This is a genomic window from Streptomyces sp. NPDC048057, assembly GCF_040653095.1.
Classification (GTDB): Bacteria; Actinomycetota; Actinomycetes; order Streptomycetales; family Streptomycetaceae; genus Streptomyces.
Genome location: NZ_JBEZNF010000026.1, coordinates 70,136 through 87,790 on the forward strand (window position 1 = coordinate 70,136; position 17,655 = coordinate 87,790).

General features: G+C 73.7%; 15 protein-coding genes. 7 read left to right on the forward strand and 8 right to left on the reverse strand.

What is annotated here, in order from left to right; translation table 11 throughout:
• Nucleotides 1–122 precede the first annotated feature (122 nt).
• Nucleotides 123–1,220, forward strand: coding sequence for a hypothetical protein (locus AB0E05_RS27635; RefSeq protein WP_361968238.1), 1,098 nt, complete (start codon nt 123–125; stop codon nt 1,218–1,220).
• A gap of 94 nt (nt 1,221–1,314) precedes the next feature.
• Nucleotides 1,315–1,479 carry a hypothetical protein gene (locus AB0E05_RS27640; protein WP_361968240.1) on the forward strand — a complete coding sequence of 55 codons (165 nt, stop codon included), beginning with the start codon at nt 1,315–1,317 and terminating at the stop codon, nt 1,477–1,479.
• A gap of 421 nt (nt 1,480–1,900) precedes the next feature.
• On the opposite strand, the gene AB0E05_RS27645 is transcribed toward AB0E05_RS27640, so the two are convergent.
• From AB0E05_RS27645 to AB0E05_RS27655, 3 genes are all read right to left on the reverse strand, one after another.
• Nucleotides 1,901–2,842: a 3-oxoacyl-ACP reductase gene (locus tag AB0E05_RS27645; RefSeq protein WP_361968242.1), complete on the reverse strand. Its 942-nt coding sequence runs from the start codon at nt 2,840–2,842 to the stop codon at nt 1,901–1,903.
• Nucleotides 2,843–2,909: 67 nt separating this feature from the next.
• The gene (locus tag AB0E05_RS27650; RefSeq protein WP_361968244.1) at nt 2,910–3,989 is read right to left on the reverse strand and encodes a Zn-dependent alcohol dehydrogenase; all 1,080 of its coding nucleotides are present in this window, start codon (nt 3,987–3,989) and stop codon (nt 2,910–2,912) included.
• Between the two features lie 44 nt (nt 3,990–4,033).
• Entirely contained in the window at nt 4,034–4,894 is an 861-nt protein-coding gene (locus tag AB0E05_RS27655; protein WP_361968246.1) for a MaoC/PaaZ C-terminal domain-containing protein, read from the reverse strand.
• A gap of 470 nt (nt 4,895–5,364) precedes the next feature.
• Here AB0E05_RS27655 and AB0E05_RS27660 point away from each other — a divergent pair, with 470 nt between their 5' ends.
• On the forward strand, nt 5,365–6,393 hold the full coding sequence (locus AB0E05_RS27660) for an alpha/beta hydrolase-fold protein (protein WP_361968248.1): 1,029 nt from the start codon (nt 5,365–5,367) through the stop codon (nt 6,391–6,393).
• Nucleotides 6,394–6,412: 19 nt separating this feature from the next.
• On the opposite strand, the gene AB0E05_RS27665 is transcribed toward AB0E05_RS27660, so the two are convergent.
• From AB0E05_RS27665 to AB0E05_RS27675, 3 genes are all read right to left on the reverse strand, one after another.
• Nucleotides 6,413–7,879, reverse strand: a complete 1,467-nt coding sequence (locus AB0E05_RS27665) for an MFS transporter (RefSeq protein WP_361968250.1) — start codon at nt 7,877–7,879, stop codon at nt 6,413–6,415.
• A 136-nt stretch (nt 7,880–8,015) separates the two neighbouring features.
• Nucleotides 8,016–9,221: a lipid-transfer protein gene (locus AB0E05_RS27670; RefSeq protein WP_361968252.1), complete on the reverse strand. Its 1,206-nt coding sequence runs from the start codon at nt 9,219–9,221 to the stop codon at nt 8,016–8,018.
• A 62-nt stretch (nt 9,222–9,283) separates the two neighbouring features.
• Nucleotides 9,284–11,536 carry an acyl-CoA dehydrogenase gene (locus AB0E05_RS27675; RefSeq protein ID WP_361968254.1) on the reverse strand — a complete coding sequence of 751 codons (2,253 nt, stop codon included), beginning with the start codon at nt 11,534–11,536 and terminating at the stop codon, nt 9,284–9,286.
• Between the two features lie 165 nt (nt 11,537–11,701).
• Here AB0E05_RS27675 and AB0E05_RS27680 point away from each other — a divergent pair, with 165 nt between their 5' ends.
• The 4 genes from AB0E05_RS27680 (at nt 11,702) to AB0E05_RS27695 (ending at nt 15,767) form a co-directional block, all read left to right on the forward strand.
• Nucleotides 11,702–12,367, forward strand: coding sequence for a class I SAM-dependent methyltransferase (locus tag AB0E05_RS27680; RefSeq protein WP_361968256.1), 666 nt, complete (start codon nt 11,702–11,704; stop codon nt 12,365–12,367).
• Nucleotides 12,368–12,495: 128 nt separating this feature from the next.
• Nucleotides 12,496–13,401 (forward strand): N-acetylmuramoyl-L-alanine amidase, encoded by a 906-nt coding sequence (locus AB0E05_RS27685; RefSeq protein WP_361968344.1) that lies wholly within the window; start codon nt 12,496–12,498, stop codon nt 13,399–13,401.
• 368 nt (nt 13,402–13,769) lie between these two features.
• Nucleotides 13,770–14,612, forward strand: a complete 843-nt coding sequence (locus tag AB0E05_RS27690) for a hypothetical protein (RefSeq protein WP_361968258.1) — start codon at nt 13,770–13,772, stop codon at nt 14,610–14,612.
• A 144-nt stretch (nt 14,613–14,756) separates the two neighbouring features.
• Nucleotides 14,757–15,767, forward strand: a complete 1,011-nt coding sequence (locus AB0E05_RS27695) for an LLM class F420-dependent oxidoreductase (RefSeq protein ID WP_361968260.1) — start codon at nt 14,757–14,759, stop codon at nt 15,765–15,767.
• Between the two features lie 25 nt (nt 15,768–15,792).
• Here AB0E05_RS27695 and AB0E05_RS27700 read toward each other — a convergent pair whose 3' ends face one another.
• Together AB0E05_RS27700 and AB0E05_RS27705 are read right to left on the reverse strand one after the other, a co-directional pair.
• Nucleotides 15,793–16,863: a prenyltransferase/squalene oxidase repeat-containing protein gene (locus tag AB0E05_RS27700; RefSeq protein ID WP_361968262.1), complete on the reverse strand. Its 1,071-nt coding sequence runs from the start codon at nt 16,861–16,863 to the stop codon at nt 15,793–15,795.
• Nucleotides 16,860–17,591, reverse strand: coding sequence for a class I SAM-dependent methyltransferase (locus AB0E05_RS27705; protein WP_361968264.1), 732 nt, complete (start codon nt 17,589–17,591; stop codon nt 16,860–16,862). Before AB0E05_RS27705 ends, AB0E05_RS27700 begins: the two co-directional genes overlap by 4 nt.
• Nucleotides 17,592–17,655: the final 64 nt, after the last annotated feature.

The following is a 17,655-nucleotide window of genomic DNA, read 5'->3' on the forward strand; positions in this document are numbered from 1 at the left end:
CACGACACCCCCTCCCCTTCGGGGAAATCCCCCACCCACCACCCATATGGGTGAAGTGGGGTGTCCCGTGTTGTTCGGCAGGAAGTGCGAAACCTAGCGTCATGACCGGAGGTGACGCCGTGATGACAGTCCGTGTCAACGACGGGGCGACGGTGGGGATGACGATCTCCGCGGACGGTGCGTACGCGGCCCGGCTCGCGGGCGGGGGCGAGGCCCTGTTCCCCGAGCGCTGGACGCTCGACGGTCCCGAGCCGTACGCCGTACCCCTGCCGCTGCACCAGCCCGAGGAGGCCGACACCGAGCTGCTGCCGCTGGCCGACGGGCGGGTGCTGGTGCACCGGCGGGCGGGCGAACGGCAGATGTTCTCCCTGCTGTATCCGACCGGCCCCGGCACGGGCGAACTCCCCCTCGGCGGCATCGAGTCACCCGCCGCCGGGCCCGTACGGCTGCTGCCCCCGGCGCCCGACGGCCGGCGCGCGTACGCCCTCGTCCCCGGCGGGTCCTCGACGGCGATCTGGCTGGTGGCCGGCGGCGCCTTCGGGCCCGAGCCCGTCGCCGAGGTGCCCGGGCGCTGCTCGGGCGGCGTCTGGCTGGACCGTACGGGGCAACTGCTCGGGCTCGACCGGCAGTCGGACGGCGGACCGACGAAGGCCGTCGCCGTGGACCTGGCGCGCGCCGGCGAGGTCTCGCCGCTGCTCCAGATCGCCGAGGACAGCGACGACCGGCTGTTGGTGGCCGCACCCGACAGCGGCCTCCTCGTCGTCCGGTCGAACGCGCCGGGCGAGGACCGCATCGGCTGGGGCGTCCTCGGCGGATCGCGGCCCGTCCGCTTCCCCGACTGCCTGCGGCTGCCCGACCGCACGGTCACGCCCTTCGCCGTCCAACCGGGGCAGGTCCTGCTGCCGGAGAGCTGCGCGGTGGCGTTCCGCGTCGACGGGAGCGAGGGCAGTCGGCTGGGGGTGTGGCGGCCGTCGGGGCGGCAGCTGCACCAACGTCCGGCGCCCGAGGGCTGGTTCCCGGGCGCGGGCCGCTGGAGCGATGCGGGCGCCCTGCACGTGCCGTACGCGAACGGGGCAGTGCCCTGCGGTGTCGCGGTCTTCGACGCACCGGCCGACCCCTCCCCGACCCCGCCGCCGCCGCCCCCACCGACCCGGCCCGCGGCGTGCCGCCCGGTCCCTTTGCAGCAGGCACCCCTCGGGGGCGTCAGGTTGGCTGGCTAAACTCTCCGACCTGCGCGTGACCCACGCGATCGCCCGTGCGCGGCGGTGGGGCGCGAAGACCACAGCAAGCCAAGACGACGGGGAAGTTACCGCCATGCCTGAGACCCGAACCGACACACCCCAGACCGCTCAGAAGGACGGTGTCGCCGCGTCCGGGGCACCCGGAGCGGAAGGCGCCGGAAAGCACCGCGGCAGGGCTGCGGCCGAAGTCGCGGCGGGCGAGCCGCACGGCAAGCACCGCCGTCCCGGAGCGGAGTGACACGACGTCCTGACGGCCCCGTGCCCGCCGGCTGACGGCGGAGCGTCGGACCGATCAAGGGGCCGTGAGCGGCGCCGCGCGTACGCACCGGACGCGTTCCGGACCGCGGACGGCAGCGGCGCCGCTTCGTCATGTTGGCCGAAGGCACTCCCAGCCGCCCATCGATCCCCCTGCCCCGAAGCCGACCCCACCGGCCCCGGTCGTACGGGGGACGTCCACCGCAACCGCTTCGCCGCGGCCGGTTCGCTCACCGCGGCGGCGGCTGCCGTCGGATCCGTCGTACGAGGAACTCGCCACGTCCGTGCGCCGTGCCCAAGAGCGCTCCATGCAGGTCTACGAGTTCGACGACGAGGCGATGAAGGACCTGACGAGGGCGTGCGAGCCCTGCAAGAAGGCGTGAGCCGGACCACCGCTCGGCGGCTCACCGCTTCTTCAAGCCCAGCACCTCCGTCGCCGCGAACGACTCGCCCGCCGGGCGCCCCGCGTAGTACGACGTCAGGAGCGCGTCGAGTTCGTCGTGGCTGAAGCACTCCTTCTCGGTGTCGAACTGCGCGACCACCTGCGGGCGGGCCACGACGGCGACCATGCCGCCGTGGACGACGAACAGTTGGCCGTTGACGCCCGCGGCGGCGGGGGCGGCCAGATAGCCGACCAGCGGCGCCACGTGCTCGGGCGACAGCGGGTCGAGCCCGTCGTCCGCCGGCTCCTGGAACCCGGCGAAGACGTCCTCGGTCATCCGGGTGCGGGCGCGCGGGCAGATCGCGTTGGCGGTGACGCCGTACCGGGCGAGCGCGCTCGCCGTGGACGTGGTCAGGCCGACGACGCCGCCCTTCGCCGCCGCGTAGTTCGGCTGGCCCGCCGAGCCCGCGAGGAACGCCTCCGACGAGGTGTTCACGATCCGGCCGTGGACCGGCCCGCCCGCGGCCTTGGAGCGCTCGCGCCAATGCGCGGAGGCGAAACGGGTGGTGTTGAAGTGCCCCTTGAGGTGGACGCGGATCACCGAGTCCCACTCGTCCTCCGTCATGGAGAAGACCATCCGGTCCCGCAGGATGCCCGCGTTGTTGACGAGGACGTCGAGCTTTCCGTACGTGGTGACGGCGAGCGCGACCAGCTCGCGGGCGGCGGCGAAGTCGGCCACGTCGCCGTGGTGGGCGACGGCCGAGCCGCCGGCCGCCCGGATCTCCTCGGCGACCTCCTCGGCCGGGGTGGCCGACGCCCCGCCCGTACCGTCCCGCCCGGGCTGTCCGTAGTCGTTGACGACGACGCTCGCGCCGAGGCGGGCCAGTTCGAGGGCTTCGGCGCGGCCGAGGCCGCGGCCCGCGCCGGTGACGATCGCGGACAGTCCGTCCAGTGGCAGGGACATCAGGTCTGCTTCCTCTCGGTCCTTCCGGCTGCCCGGCTCGTGCTGACGCGTTGCGCCACGGCCGAGGTCAGCCGATCTCGATGCAGGTGCGCAGCGCCGCCCCGGTCCGCATCTGCTCCAGGGCGTCGTTGACCTCCGCCAGCGGGACCCGGTGCGTGATCATCTCCGCCAGGTCGATGCGGCCGGCGCGCCAGAGCGCGATGGCCCTCTCGTACGAGGCCAGCACGTCCCCGCCGCCGTACATGGAGGGCAGGATCCGCTTCTCGTCGAAGAACAGCTCGAACATGTTCAGTTGCAGGAAGTCGTCCATCGCACCGGCCCCGACGACGCAGAGCGTGCCGCCGCGCCGGGTGGTCTCGTACGCCGTGCGCGCGGTGGTGGACTTCCCGACGACCTCGAAGACGTAGTCGAAGCCCTCGCCGGCGGTGATGCGCTGCCTGGCGTCGCCGAGTTCCTCGGGGGACACGGCTTCGGTGGCGCCGAACCGCAGCGCGCCTTCTCGGCGGGCCGCGACGGGGTCGACGGCGACGATCTGGGCCGCGCCCTTGAGCCGGGCGCCCTGGATCGCGGAGATCCCGACGCCGCCGCAGCCGATGACGGCGACCGACGACCCGGCCTGCACGTCGGCGGTGTTGACCGCGGCGCCGAGTCCGGTGGTGACGCCGCAGCCGATGAGCGCGGCGATGTCGTACGGCACGTCGTCGGGGATCGGCACGGCGCTGCCGGCGGCGATGACGACCTCCTCGACGAAGGTGCCGGTGCCGGCGAAGCCGAAGACGTCGCCGTTCGGGCGCTTGAAGTTGGGGACGCCGGCGTTCATGAAGCCGGCGAGGCACAGCTGGGTCTGTCCGCGCTTGCAGGAGGGACAGGTCCCGCAGGGCGGCATCCAGCAGATCAGCACCCGGTCGCCCGGGGCGACGTGGGTGACGCCGTCGCCGACGTCGACGACCTCGCCGGCGCCCTCGTGGCCGGGGATGAACGGCGCGGGCTGCGGCAGGACGCCGCTCATCGCGGAGACATCGGAGTGGCACAGGCCGGTGGCCCTGACACGGACCCTGACCTTGCCGGGGCCGAAGCCCACGGCTTCCACGTCGTCGAGGACTTCGAGCTTCTCCTGCCCGGTCTCGTGCAGTACGGCTGCGCGCACGGTGCGGCTCCTCTCGAAGCGGTGGTTCGTGAAGGGGGTACGGGTCAGGTGTGCTCGACGACGGTGTCCGCGAGGACGGGCGCGCCGTCCCGTTCGACCGCGGTGACCGCGACCTGCACCCGGCCGCCGCTCCCCGCGGACCACATCCGGATGCGCAGGGTCTCGCCGGGGAACACGACGCCGGCGAAGCGCGCGGTGTACGAGCGGACGCGCGCGACGTCGCCGCCGAGGAGGGTGTCGACGACCGCCTTGAGGGTCATTCCGTACGAGCACAGGCCGTGCAGGATGGGCCGGTCGAAGCCGGCGCGCGCGGCGAACTGGGGGTCGGCGTGCAGCGGGTTGAAGTCGCCGGACAGCCGGTACAGCAGCGCCTGGTCCTCGCGCACGTGCTGGTCGACGGTCTTGTCCGGGTCGCGGGCGGGCGGTTCGGTACGGGTGGACGGGCCGCGCTCGCCGCCGAAGCCGCCCTCGCCGCGGACGAAGATCTGGGACTCGTTCGTCCACAGCGGGCCGTCGGCGTCGGCGGCTTCGGTGCGCAGGACGAGGACGGCCGCCTTGCCCTTGTCGTGGACGGCGGCGACCCTCGTGGACGAGGTGGCGGTGCCGACGGGCGGAAGGGGGCGGTGGACGCGGACCGTCTGGCCGCCGTGGAGCACGGACGTGAGGTCGATGTCGAGGCCGGGGCCGGTGAGTCCGCCGGCGATGCCCTTGCCGGCGCCCGCGACGGTGGCGAAGCTGGGCAGGACGTGGAGCCGGGATTCGAGGGTGTAGCGCAGTTCGTCGGGGTCGGTGGCGGGAGTGCCCGCGCCGAGTCCGAGGTGGTAGAGCTGGACGTCCTTGTGGTCCCAGCTGATGTCGGCGCTGCGGGGTTCGGCGGCGACGGCCCTGGCGGGATCGATGGGCATGAGGCTGCTGCTCCCTTGCTGTCCCTGGTAGTCCGTGCTGACTTGCTGTCCCGAGTGGTCCTGACGCGTGCTGTCCTGACGGGTCCTGACGTGCCGTCCTGGCTGGTGGTCGCTGGTGGTCACGGCTGGAAGACCTCGGCGCGGCCGTCCGCACCGTCGGCCGCACCGAGGTCGCCGGGGGCCGACCCCCGCCGCTGTTTTAGAACGCGTTCCAGGGGTGGCTTGGGTATGTATAACGCAGCCCTCGGCACTTGGGAAGAGTCCTGACGCACCGTCAGCTCAATGACTGACGATACGTCAACTCACGGAGTTCGGAGCGTCACCCTAGGGGTTCCTCTCCGGGACGGGCCAGGGACGTGATCGCTTGCGGGCCGGCGGGGGCGCCGGTGAGACTCGAAGGGACAGTCGATGCCTCCGCTCCTGCACGACGATTGCCCGACGATTGCCCGACGGCGAGATGAGGTGCCCGTATGCTGCCCGTCCCACCCGCTGGACCGCCCCGACGCACCCTCCTCCTGACGGGCGCCCTGGCCCTGACCGCCGCCACCGGCGGGGCCGCGCACGCGACGCCCGCCACGCCCCGCGCCGAGGTGCTGCGCGAGGAGCACACCGGCCGCCGGATCGTCGACCTGACGGTGTCGTCGACCGCGCTCGGCCGGCCCGCGCAGGTCCGGCTGCTCACCCCCGAGGGGTGGCACGCCCGCCGCCCCGCCCACCGCTGGCCGACGCTGTACCTGTTGCCGGGCGGGGACGGCGACCACCTGCCGTGGACGGAGAGCTATGGCATCGAGCGCCTGTCCGGGCTGCGGCACGTGCTCGTGGTGATGCCGGAGATGCCGTTGTTCGGCTTCTGCACCGACTGGTGGCAGCACGGCGCCGGCGGTCCGCCGGCCGTCGAGAGCTTCCACCTCGCGGAGGTGCTGCCGCTGGTGGAGAAGTACTACGGCGCAGGGCCGCGCCGAGCGGTCGCCGGGCAGTCGCAGGGAGGCTTCGGCGCGCTCTCCTACACCGCACGCCACCGCGGGCTGTTCCGCGCCGCCGCGAGCTTCAGCGGATTCGTCCATCCGCACCGGCACCCGCGCGCGGTGCGGGCCGCGATGCAGTACCTGGGCCTGGACTGGCTCGCCCTGTGGGGGCACCCCGGGCGCCAGCGCCACATCTGGGAGGCGCACGACCCCGCGTATCTGACGCGTCGACTGGCCGGCGTCCCGGTCCAGCTGTCCTGCGGTGACGGCCGGCTCGGCCCGCTCGATCCTCCGGACACCGCACCCGACGAGCACATACCGGGGCTGGAGGATCCCGAGGCCCCCTTCCCCGCCGACGTCCTCTCCCCCACCGAGGCGATCATGCGGGCCGAGAACGAGGTGCTGGCCCCGCGGCTGCGGGCGGCCGGTGCCCGGGTGGTGACCCGCTTCCACTCCGGCACGCACGACCCGCCCTACTGGTCCCGGGAGCTCCGCGTCTCGTTGCCGATGCTCCTGGCGGCGCTGCACGCCTGAGCCGGCCCGTACACCCTGGTCAGGACGAGTTGGTGGCGGTGGCGGCGGCGTTGCGGCGCGGCAGCCACAGCAGCATCAGGACCGCGCCGACCAGCAGCACTCCCGCGCCCACCCGGAAGGCCAGTGCGTAGCCGGCCGTCAGTTCCTCCGGGGACGTGCCGCCCGCGGTCCTGGACGCCGCCACCGTCGCCAGGACGGCGAGGCCGAGCGCGCCGCCCATGGTGCGGGAGGTGTTGATCAGGCCGGAGACCAGGCCCGCGTCCGAAGGGTTGGCGCCGGAGGTGGCGAGGGTGGAGAGCGGGGTCGCGACCAGGCCGATCCCCGTCATCATCACGATGCCCGGGCCGAGCACGTCGGTGAGGTAGCTGCCGTCCGCCGTCATCATCGACTGCCAGCCGAAGCCGGTGGCCGCCAGCAGGGCGCCGACGACGGCGACCGTCAGCGCACCCGCCCTGGCCATCAGCGGCGGCGCCGCCTTGGAGCCGAGGACGACGGCGACAGAGCTGGGGATCAGCGCGAGACCTGCCTCCAACGGCTCGTAACCCAGCACGTTCTGGACGTACACGGTCATGAAGAACCAGCTGGAGAAGGAGGCCGAACCAGTCACCAGCATCGTGACGTTGGCCGCGGAGACGGCCCGGGTGCGGAAGAGCTTCAGCGGCATCAGCGGGGCGGCGGAGCGCGCCTCCACCACGACGAACAGCCCGAGCAGCGCCAGCCCGCCGAGCAGCGGCAGCAGGGTCGCCGGCGCGGCCCAACCGGCCTGCTCGGTCTCGACGATGCCGTACGCGACGGCCGCGAGTCCGCCGGTGACCAGCACCGCGCCCGGCAGGTCGAGCCGGCGTCCCCGGCCCCCGCGGCTCTCGGTGAGCCAGATCGCCGCGCCCAGCAGCACGAGCACCCCGACGGGGACGTTGATCAGCAGCACCCAACGCCACGACAGCAGGTCGGTGAGGATCCCGCCGACCAGTCCACCGGCGGCGCCGCCGGCCCCGCCGACCGCGGCCCAGGTGCCGATCGCCCGGGTGCGCGCCGGCCCGGGCGGCACGGCCGAGGTGACGATCGTCAGCGTGGCCGGGGCGAGCACGGCGGCCCCGAGGCCCTGCCCCGCGCGCGCCGCCAGCAGTTGCCAGCCCTCCTGCGCCAGGCCGCCGGCGAGCGACATGACCGTGAAGAGCCCCAGCCCGGCGAGGAAGGTCCGCTTGCGGCCGAAGAGGTCGGCGGCCCGCCCGCCGAGCAGCATGAAGCCGGCGAAGGCGATGGAGTACGCGTTGAGCACCCACTGCAGCCCGGCCGGGGACAGCCCGAGGTCGGAACGGAGCGACGGCAGGGCCACGTTGACCACGGAGACGTCGAGGACGACGAGGAACTGCCCGGCGCACGCGACGGACAGCACCAGCCAGGTCCGTGCGGGTGGCGCCGAGCCGGTGGGTATGACGGGGTCGGACGGGCCGTCGGCGGGGGCTTTCACGGGCTGCTGGACCATGCCCGTCATGGTCGCAGCCGGCTTCCGGTCCGCACATCCGGATATCGACGTACGGGGCAGCGCGGTTCGTCGCCGCCGCGGCCGTGCGCGCTCCTCCTCGTGCAGCAGGCCGACCGCCGCGCCCGTCCCGGGTGCGCTACGGCGCGAGCAACAGGGTGACGACGGCGGCTCCGCCCAGTCCGATGTTGTGGGCGAGGCCGACGCGGGCGCCGGTCACCTGGCGGTCCGCCGCTTCGCCGCGGAGCTGCCACACCAACTCGGCGGCCTGCGCGAGCCCGGTGGCGCCGAGCGGATGGCCCTTGGAGATCAGGCCGCCCGACGGGTTGACCACCCAGCGCCCGCCGTAGGTGGTGGCACCGTCCTCGACCAGCTTCCCCGACTCACCGGCGGCGCACATGCCCAGCGCCTCGTAGGTGAGCAGTTCGTTGATGGAGAAGCAGTCGTGGAGTTCGACCACGTCGACGTCCTCGATGCCGAGGCCGGACCGTTCGTACGCCCCGCGGGCGGCGGCCCGGGACACGGGCGCGCCGACGACGTCGATGCACGACCCGGAGGCGAAGGTCTCCTCGGTGTCCGTCGCCATCGTCTGGGCGGCGATCTCCACGGCCTTCTCCCGCAGCCCGTGCCGCGCCACGAACCGCTCGGACACCACGACGGCCGCCGCCGCGCCGTCCGACGTCGGCGAGCACTGGAGCTTGGTCAGCGGGCGGTGGACGGTCCGCGTGGTGAGGATCTCCTCGATCGTGTACACGTCCTGGAACTGCGCCCGCGGGTTGTGGGCCGAGTGCCGGTGGTTCTTGGCGGCGACGGCCGCGAGTTGCGTCGGCGTCGTGCCGTACCGCTCCATGTGCTCCCGGGCCGCGTTGCCGAAGAGCTGGGCGGTCGGCGGGGACTTCTCGAAGCCGTGGCGGGCGGCCATCACGCCGTAGTGGCGTGCGACGGGCGAGGTCGCGAAGTCCCCGGCGCCACCGTCCGCGCTGCCGCTGCCGGCGCCCAGCGGGCCCTTGCGCATCTTCTCGAAGCCGAGGGCGAGCACGCAGTCGCTGAGGCCGCCCTCGACGAACTGCCGCGCCATCATCAGCGCGGTGGCGCCGGTGGCGCAGTTGTTGTTGACGTTGTAGACGGGGACGCCGGTGAGGCCCAGCGAGTAGGCGGCGCGCTGGCCGGCCGTGGAGGGCTGGAAGCAGTAGCCGACGGGCACCTGTTCCACGTCGGCGTACGTCACCCCGGCGTCGGCGAGCGCCTGGGTGCCGGCCTCCCGCGCCATGTCCCAGTACTGCCAGTCCCGCGCTTCGGGCTTCTCGAACGACGTCATGCCGACGCCCACGATGTAGCTCTTCATGGTGTGCGTGCTCCTTCGTCTCGGTCGTCGGGCCGACGTCGCTCGGGACGCGGGCGGGCCCGTCAGTCGCGGGGCAGGCCGAGGATGCGTTCGGCGACGACGTTGAGCTGGACCTGGGTGGTGCCGCCGGCGATGGTCAGACAGCGCGACATCAGCAGTTCGTGCACGGCCCGCTCCCCCGCGCCCTCCCGGACCGCGCCGTCGGGGCCGCGGAGTTCCAGGGCGAGTTCCGCGGTCCGCTGCTGGTGGAGGGTCTGGACGAGCTTGCGCACGGAGGCGCCGGCGCCGGGCTCCAGACCCGACACCCGCAGCAGCGTCGTCCGCAGGTCGATGCAGCCGAGGGCGTGCGCCTCGGCCGCGAGGGCGCCGATCCGGACGCGGTGCGCGCCGTCCAGGTCGGGCACGGCGGCCAGCAGTGCCGCGAGCCCGGTGCCGAAGGTGATCTGGTCGGCCATGTGGACGCGTTCGTTGCCGAGGGTGTTGCGGGCGACCCGCCAGCCGTCGTCCACCGTGCCGACGACGGCGTCCGCCGGCAGCAGCGCGCCGTCGAACCAGACCTCGTTGAAGAGGGACTCCCCGGTGATCTCCTTCAGCGGGCGGACGTCGATGCCGGCGGTGTTCTTCATGTCGACGACGAAGTACGTCAGCCCGCGGTGCTTGGGGGCGTCGGGGTCGGTGCGGGCGAGCAGGATGCCGTAGTCCGCGCGCTGCGCCGCGCTGGTCCACACCTTCTGGCCGGTGATGCGCCAGCCGCCGTCCGCGGTGCGTTCGGCGCGGGTGCGCAGGGCGGCGAGGTCGGATCCCGCGCCGGGTTCGCTGAAGAGCTGGCACCACACCAGGTCGCCGCGCAGGGTGGGCGGTACGAACCGGCTCCGCTGGGACTCGGTGCCGTAGCTCAGCAGGGAGGGCACGACCCAGGTCGCGATCCCGATGCCGGCGACGCGCACGCCGGCGTCCGCGAGTTCGCGTTGGACGGCGAGCTGCTGGAGGGGGCCCGCGCCCAGGCCGTACGGGGCGGGCAGGTGCGGGGCCGTGAGCCCCTGGGGCGCGAGGGCGCGGCGGGCGGCGGCGGGGTCGAGTCCGCGGGCGGCGGCCACGGCGTCCCGTACGGCCTCGCGGTGCGCGGTCGCCTCCGCGGGCAGATCGATGCGCAGCAGCCGGCGGGCGCCGTCGGCGCCGAGTTCGGCGGCGCGGGTGCGGTGGCCGTCGCCCGGCCCGAGGAGCTGGCGGGCGACGAGGGCGCGGCGCAGGAGGAGGTGGGCGTCGTGCTCCCAGGTGAAGCCGGTGCCGCCGAGGATCTGGATGCAGTCCTTGGCGCAGTCGTACGCGGCGTCGAGGGCGGTGGCGGCGGCGAGCGCGGCGGTGAGGCCGCGTTCCGCGGCGGGTGCGGCGTCGGGCGGCCGGGCACCGGCGACGGTCGCGGCGTCCCAGGTGAGCGCCCTGGCCTGTTCGAGGCGGACGAGCATGTCGGCGCAGAGGTGCTTGACCGCCTGGAACCGCCCGATGGGGCGGCCGAACTGCTCGCGGACCTTGGCGTGCTCGACCGCGGTGTCCAGCGCGCGGGCGGCCACCCCGCAGGACTCGGCCGCGAGGAGCACGGCGGCGAGGTCGCGTACGAGCGGGGGGTCCGCGCCCGCACCGGTCAGGACGCGGTGCGCGGGCACGCGGACGCGGTCGGCGCGGACTTCGGCGGTGGGGCGGGTGGGGTCGGCGCTCTCGTGGACGCGGACGGCGAGGGCGTCGACGTCGACGGCCACCCAGACGGTGCCGGCCGGCCCGGTGGCGGCCGGCCCGGTGGCGGACTCGGTCTCGGTCCCGGCGGGCTGTGGCGTGGTCGCGGCGAGGATCAGCAGGTCGGCCTGGGCGCCGGCGAGGACGGGCGGGGCGGTGCCGTCGAGGACGAGGGAGCCGTCGGCGTCGCGGACCGCGGTGACGCGGCCCGGCCCGAGGGCCACGGCCGCGGTCCTGCCGCCCGTCGCGAGTGCGCTGACCAGGTCGTCGTGGCGGCCGTCGCGCAGCAGGAGTTCGGCGGCGAGGGCGTTCGTCGGATACGGGCCGGGGAGCAGCGCCCGCCCGGTCTCCTCCAGCACCACGGCGAGGTCCAGGAGGGTGCCGCCACCGCCGCCGTGCACTTCGGGGAGGTGCGGCCCGAGGAGCCCCTGGGCCGCGGCGCCGTCCCAGTACGAGGGCCGGCCGAGCCCTGCGGAGGGTGCGTCGAGGAGCTTGCGGACGGCTTCGGGCGGCAGGGCGCGGGCGAGCCAGCGACGGACGGACGCGGCCAGTTGCTGGTGTTCGGGCGTGATTCCGATGGCCATGGAGCGCAGAGTAGAACGTGTTCCAATATGACGGAAGGTCAGAAGGGGAGGAGATTCCACGAGCGGGGCCAGGGGCCCCTCTCGGGCCCTCCGGGCGTGGGGCACCATGGGGGCGCGGGCCGGACGGACGGCCGCGACACATGGCGTCACCAGGAAGGACCCGACATGAACCAGGCTCCAGCCGGCACGGCTGCGCACCCCTCAAGCGACGTGCTCGCCGCGTTCGAGGCGGCCAAGGGGTTCATGCCGAAGGGCGAGGGGCTGGCGCTGTACGCCGCGGCGACGCGGGCCGCGGAGCGGGGACTGCCGCTACTGGAGGTGGGGACGTACTGCGGACGCTCCACCGTGCTGCTCGCCGACGCGGCGCGCCATGGCGGGACGACGGCCGTCACCGTGGACCACCACCGGGGCAGCGAGGAGCAGCAGCCGGGGTGGGAGTACCACGACCCCTCCGTCGTCGACCCGGAGGTCGGCCGGATGGACACCCTCCCGACGTTCCGCCGCACCCTGCACCGGGCCGGCCTGGAGGAGCACGTCATCGCCGTCGTCGGGCGCTCCTCACAGGTCGCACGGGTGTGGAGCAGCCCGCTGGGCCTGGTCTTCATCGACGGCGGGCACACCGACGAGCACGCGAGCGGCGACTACGAGGGGTGGGCGCCGCACCTGGCGCAGGACGGTCTGCTGGTGATCCACGACGTCTTCCCCGACCCGGCCGACGGCGGCCAGGCGCCGTACCGGATCTACCGGCGGGCGCTGGAGTCGGGCGCCTTCGTCGAGGAGTCGGCCACCGACTCGCTGCGCGTGCTGCGCCGCGTCGCCCCGGGAACGTGACGCCGCCGACTTAGGCTTCGCACGTGTCGTACGACGAGCAGCAGCCCCCGCACCCCGAGCACGACGACCGCGACCGCATCGACGGCGGGGGCGAGGAGCGCCGTCGGCGGGCGCGGCGGCCCGCCGTGCTGGTCGCGTGCGCCGCGGCGCTCGTGCCGGCCGCGTTCGTCGGCTGGCTGCTGTGGCGGGACACCGGCGGCGACCGTGCCGACCGGGTGACGACCCCGCAGGCGCACGCCTCCGACGCCCACGAGCACGGAGGCAAGGGCGAGCACGTCCACGGCGATGTCACCGACGACAAGCCCACCGCACCGGCGGAGCAGCCCCGTCCGTCGACCAAGGCCCGGGAAGGGCGGCTGGCGGGCACGGTCGTCGTGATCGACCCCGGCCACAATCCCGGGAACTTCCAGCACACCGCGGAGATCAATAAGCTCGTCGACATCGGAACCAACCGCAAGGAATGCGACACAACGGGTACGGCCACCGCGGACGGTTACAGGGAAGCCGCATTCACCCGCGACGTTTCACAACGTCTTCGCACTCTGTTGGAAAAGGAAGGGGCCGAGGTCGCCTTCACCCACGACGGCGATCGCGCGTTCGGCCCGTGCATCGACGAGCGGGCGCGGATCGGGAACGACGCGAAGGCGGACGCGGTCATTTCCGTGCACGCCGACGGTTCGGCGAAGGGCAACCGCGGATTCCACGTGATCCTGCCGGGCCCGGTCAAGGCGGGCTCCGCCGACACGTCCCCGATCGTGGCCCCCTCGCGCGACCTCGGCGTGCGCGTCGCCGACGGTTTCGCCGCGGCGACCGGCAGCGCCCGTGCCAACTACGTCGGTGCCGGCACCGGGCTGGACGTGCGCACCGACCTGGGCGGCCTCAATCTCTCCACGGTGCCCAAGGTCTTCGTCGAGTGCGGCAATATGCAGGACCCGCAGGATGCCGCCCTGCTCAAGAACGCCGACTGGCGGCAGAAAGCGGCGCGCGGATTGGCGGACGGCCTGCGCGCGTACCTGACGGCCCGTAATAACTGACGGTCCGCGATTCCCGCAGCCTCCGGCTTCCGGTCCCGCCGATTCGCGAACGGACGTCCGAACGCCGCCGAGCGCGGTGATTCCCGACGAATCCACCGGACAAGATCCCGATCTGATTCCGATCCGGTTTCCATCGGGTCCATTTCCCCCTGCGTCGGGGGTGACTGAGCGCACCCGGCAGACGACGCGAACGGTCAGACGATAGATTCGACCCCGACGACGGGGAGTCACCCCCGAACTCCCTGCCGCACACACCGCCGCAACCCCGGCGGCGGCCAGGGCGTGGCTGACGGATCAGGCTGGATCGATCAGAAGCGCCCCGACACCCCCGATGAGACGACCCGAGACAACCGACGAAGGATTCATACGTGAACATCCGCTCCCTCACTAGAGGCGATGGCGTGGTGATCGGAGCAGCGGTGGTGCTGTTCATCGCCTCGTTCCTCGACACGTTCGACTGCACCGGCAGCGGCTGCGACGACGTGCCGACCGCCTGGGACAACGGGTCCCTGCTCCTCGGGGTCTATCTCGCGGGCATCATCGGCGCCCTGCTGATCGTGCTGTCGCACGTGCTCCCCCGCGCGCCCCGGGTCCTCGGGATCGAACTGGGCCACATCGGCGTCGTCGCGACGATCTTCGCCGCGTGGACCGGGCTCGGCATGATCTTCGACCCGGCGGGCTCGCTGGACGTCGGCGAGTTCAGCCCGGACGCCGGTACGGGCCTGATCCTGGGCTTTATCGCCGCGCTGGTGCTCGCGGCCGGCGCGGTCTGCGGCGCGGTCGTGCCCGCGTTCAAGGCCCCGCTGCTCGGTGCGCCGCGGCCGGCCGCGCCCGCGGCCCCGTACGGCGGCCAGCCGCAGGGCGGCTACGGCTACCCGGGCGCCCAGCAGCCCCCGTTCGGCGCGCAGCAGTCCGGCCCGCCGTCGTTCGGCGGTCCGCAGCCGGCGCAGCCCGGCCCGGCCGCGGCGCCGCAGGGCGGCCCGGCCCCGGCTCCGGCCGCCGGCGGTGCGCCGGAGTTCGCGCCGTTCTGGTTCGCGGTGCCGGTGGCGCGTCCGCTGTACGGCGAGGACGGCTCGCCGACCCCGATCGCGGAACTCGCCCCGGGCACCTGGTACCTGGCGGTCGAGCAGCGGGGCCAGAGCCTGGTCGCGCAGACGCAGGACGGCCGCAGGGGCGTCCTGCAGGACACCTCCGGCATCCAGCGCGGCTGATCCCCGGATCGCCGGTTCGCTTCCGCAGCGGCCCTCCACCCCTTCCGGGTGGGGGGCCGCTGCCCTATTCTGACGCCTCGTCAGATTCGTCCAGTGCCCCCTTCCCGGGGCCGGGCGCACAGCGAAGGGACGGGTGGTGCGACCGTGCGACTGGGACTCGCCCTCGGATACTGGGGCCGCGGCCCCGACCCGTCCCATCTGGCGCTGGCCAAGGAGGCGGAGCGGCTCGGCTACGACTCGGTGTGGACGTCGGAAGCCTGGGGCTCCGACGCCTTCACCCCGCTGACCTGGATCGCCGCGCACACCTCGCGGATCCGGCTGGGCACCGCGGTCGCCCAGATGTCCGCGCGCACCCCGACCGCGACGGCGATGCACGTGCTCACCCTCGACCACCTCTCCGGCGGCCGGATGGTGCTGGGCCTCGGACTGTCCGGCCCGCAGGTGGTGGAGGGCTGGTACGGCCGCCCCTTCCCCGCGCGCCCGCTGGCCGCGACGCGGGAGTACGTCGACGTCGTCCGCCAGGTCCTGCGCCGCGAAGCGCCGGTCGCCCTCGACGGACGCTTCCACGCCGTGCCGTACGACGGCCCCGACGGCACGGGCCTCGGCCGCCCCCTCAAGCCCATCACGCACCCGCTCCGTCCGGACCTGCCGATCCTCCTCGGCGCGGAGGGCCCGAAGAACGTGGCGCAGACGCTGCGCATCGCGGACGGCTGGCTGCCGCTGTACTGGTCACCGCTGCGCAGCGACGCGTACGCCGAGGCGCTCGCCGAACTCCCCGGCGCCTTCACGGTCGCCCCGCTCGTACGCGCCCACGTCTGTGACGACGTGGCGGAGGGTCTGCTGCCGGTCAAGGCGATGCTCGGCTTCTACATCGGCGGCATGGGCCACGCGACCCGCAACTTCCACGCGGACCTCATGTCCCGCATGGGCTACGAGGAAGAAGCCCGCCGCATCCAGTCCCTCTTCGCCGAGGGCCGCCGCGACGAGGCGATCCGCGCGGTCCCCGACGCCTTCGCCGACGAGATCTCCCTCATCGGCCCGAGGCCCCGGATAGCGGACCGCCTCCACGCCTGGCGCCAGGGCCCCGTGACGGACCTGCTGATCACGTCCCCGGACGAGCCGACGCTGAGGGTGCTGGCGGAGTTGGTGCTGTAGGCGCCGGGGCACCCACGGGCCCGAACTACCCGCCGCAGCAGTCCGGCCCCAGGCCCGTCGGCAGGCGGTCGGGGGCGAAGACCGTGCACGTCGGTTCGTCGCCGCCCAGGGCCGCGACCGCCAACAGGAGGGAGCCCGCCGTCCAGGTCGTCCGTTCGCGGGGCCAGACCGCTTCGTCCTCGAAGACGTAACCCGTCCAGTACATGCCGTCGTCGGCGCGCAGGTGGGTGATGGACTTGAGGACGTCGAGCGCGCGGTCGGACTCGCCCGTCGCCCAGAGCGCCAGGGCCAACTCGCAGCTCTCGCCGCCGGTCACCCACGGGTTCGGCAGGACGCAACGCACCCCGAGGCCGGGGACCACGAAGTCGTCCCAGCGTTCGGCGATGCGGGCCTTCGCCGCCGCGCCCGTGACCGCGCCGGCGAGGACGGGGTAGTACCAGTCCATGGAGTAGCGGGACTTGTCGAGGAAGCGTTCGGGGTGGTGGCGTATCGCGTGGGCGAGGGCGCCGACGGCGAGTTCCCAGTCGGGCTGGGGCTCCTCGCGCTCCGCCGCGATCGCCAGGGCGCAGCGCAGGGCCTGGTGGATCGAGGAGGAGCCGGTGAGGAGGGCGTCGGTGACGGGGGTGCCGTCGGGCTCCCGCTTCCAGCCGATCTGGCCGCCCGGCTGCTGGAGTTCCAGGACGAAGCCGACCGCGGCGCGCACGACGGGCCACATCCGGTCGAGGAAGGGTTCGTCGCCGGTGGCCAGGTAGTGGTGCCAGACGCCGACGGCGACGTACGCGGTGAAGTTGGTCTCCGCGCCGCGGTCCGTGGGCCGGGCGGCGTCGCCGTCGTCGTACGCCGCGTACCAGGAGCCGTCGGGCCGCTGGTGGGTGCGCAGCCAGTCGTACGCCCGGGCCGCGGCGTCGTGTTCGCCGGCCGCGTCCAGCGCCATCGCGGCCTCGGTGTGGTCCCACGGGTCGAGGTGGTGGCCGCGGAACCACGGGATGGCGCCGTCCGCGCGCTGCTCGGCGCGTATCCCGGCGACGGTCCGCGCCGCCTCGGCGGCGGTGAGCACGCCCGGCAGGACCAGGTGTTCGGTGCGCGGGGTGGTCACGGCTGCGCCCGGGGCAGCTGGGGCTTGGTCGCGTACGCCACGAAGCTCTTGCCGATGACCGGGTTCAGCGCCTGCTCGGCGAGGCGGGTGGCCATCGGCTTCTTCATGATGTCCCAGACGAGCAGCTTGTGGTACGCCCGGACCGGCAGGGCCCGGTCGTTGTCGACGCCGAAGGCGCACTTGAGCCACCAGTAGGGGCTGTGCAGGCCGTGGGCGTGATGGGTGCCGTACGGGGCGAGGCCGGCCTCCGTCAGCTTCGCCAGCAGCTCGTCGGCCTTGTAGATGCGGATGTGGCCGCCCTCGACCTCGTGGTACGCGTCGCTCAGCGTCCAGCAGACCTTCTCGGGGCCGTACCTCGGGACGGTGACCGCGAGGCGCCCGCCGGGCTTGAGCACCCGCACCATCTCGGCGAGCACGCCCTTGTCGTCGGGGATGTGCTCCATCACTTCGGAGATGATGACGACGTCGAAGGACTCGTCGGGGAAGGGCAGGTTGAGCGCATCGCCCTCCAGGGCGGTGGCGGTGGCGCCCTCGGGGGCCTCGCCGGCCTCCTTCATCGCGGCGAACCACTTGGCGACTTCGCGGATCTCCTCGCCGTTGCGGTCGAGCGCGACGACCCGGGCGCCGCGCCGGTAGCACTCGAAGGCGTGCCGGCCGGCGCCGCAGCCCAGGTCCAGGACGCGGTCGCCCGCGGCGAGCGGGAAGCGGGAGAAGTCGACGGTCAGCACGCGTTCCTGCTTTCACGGTGGGGGTGGTTCGAGGTGGACGGGAAGGTCGTCACCGGGTCGCCTC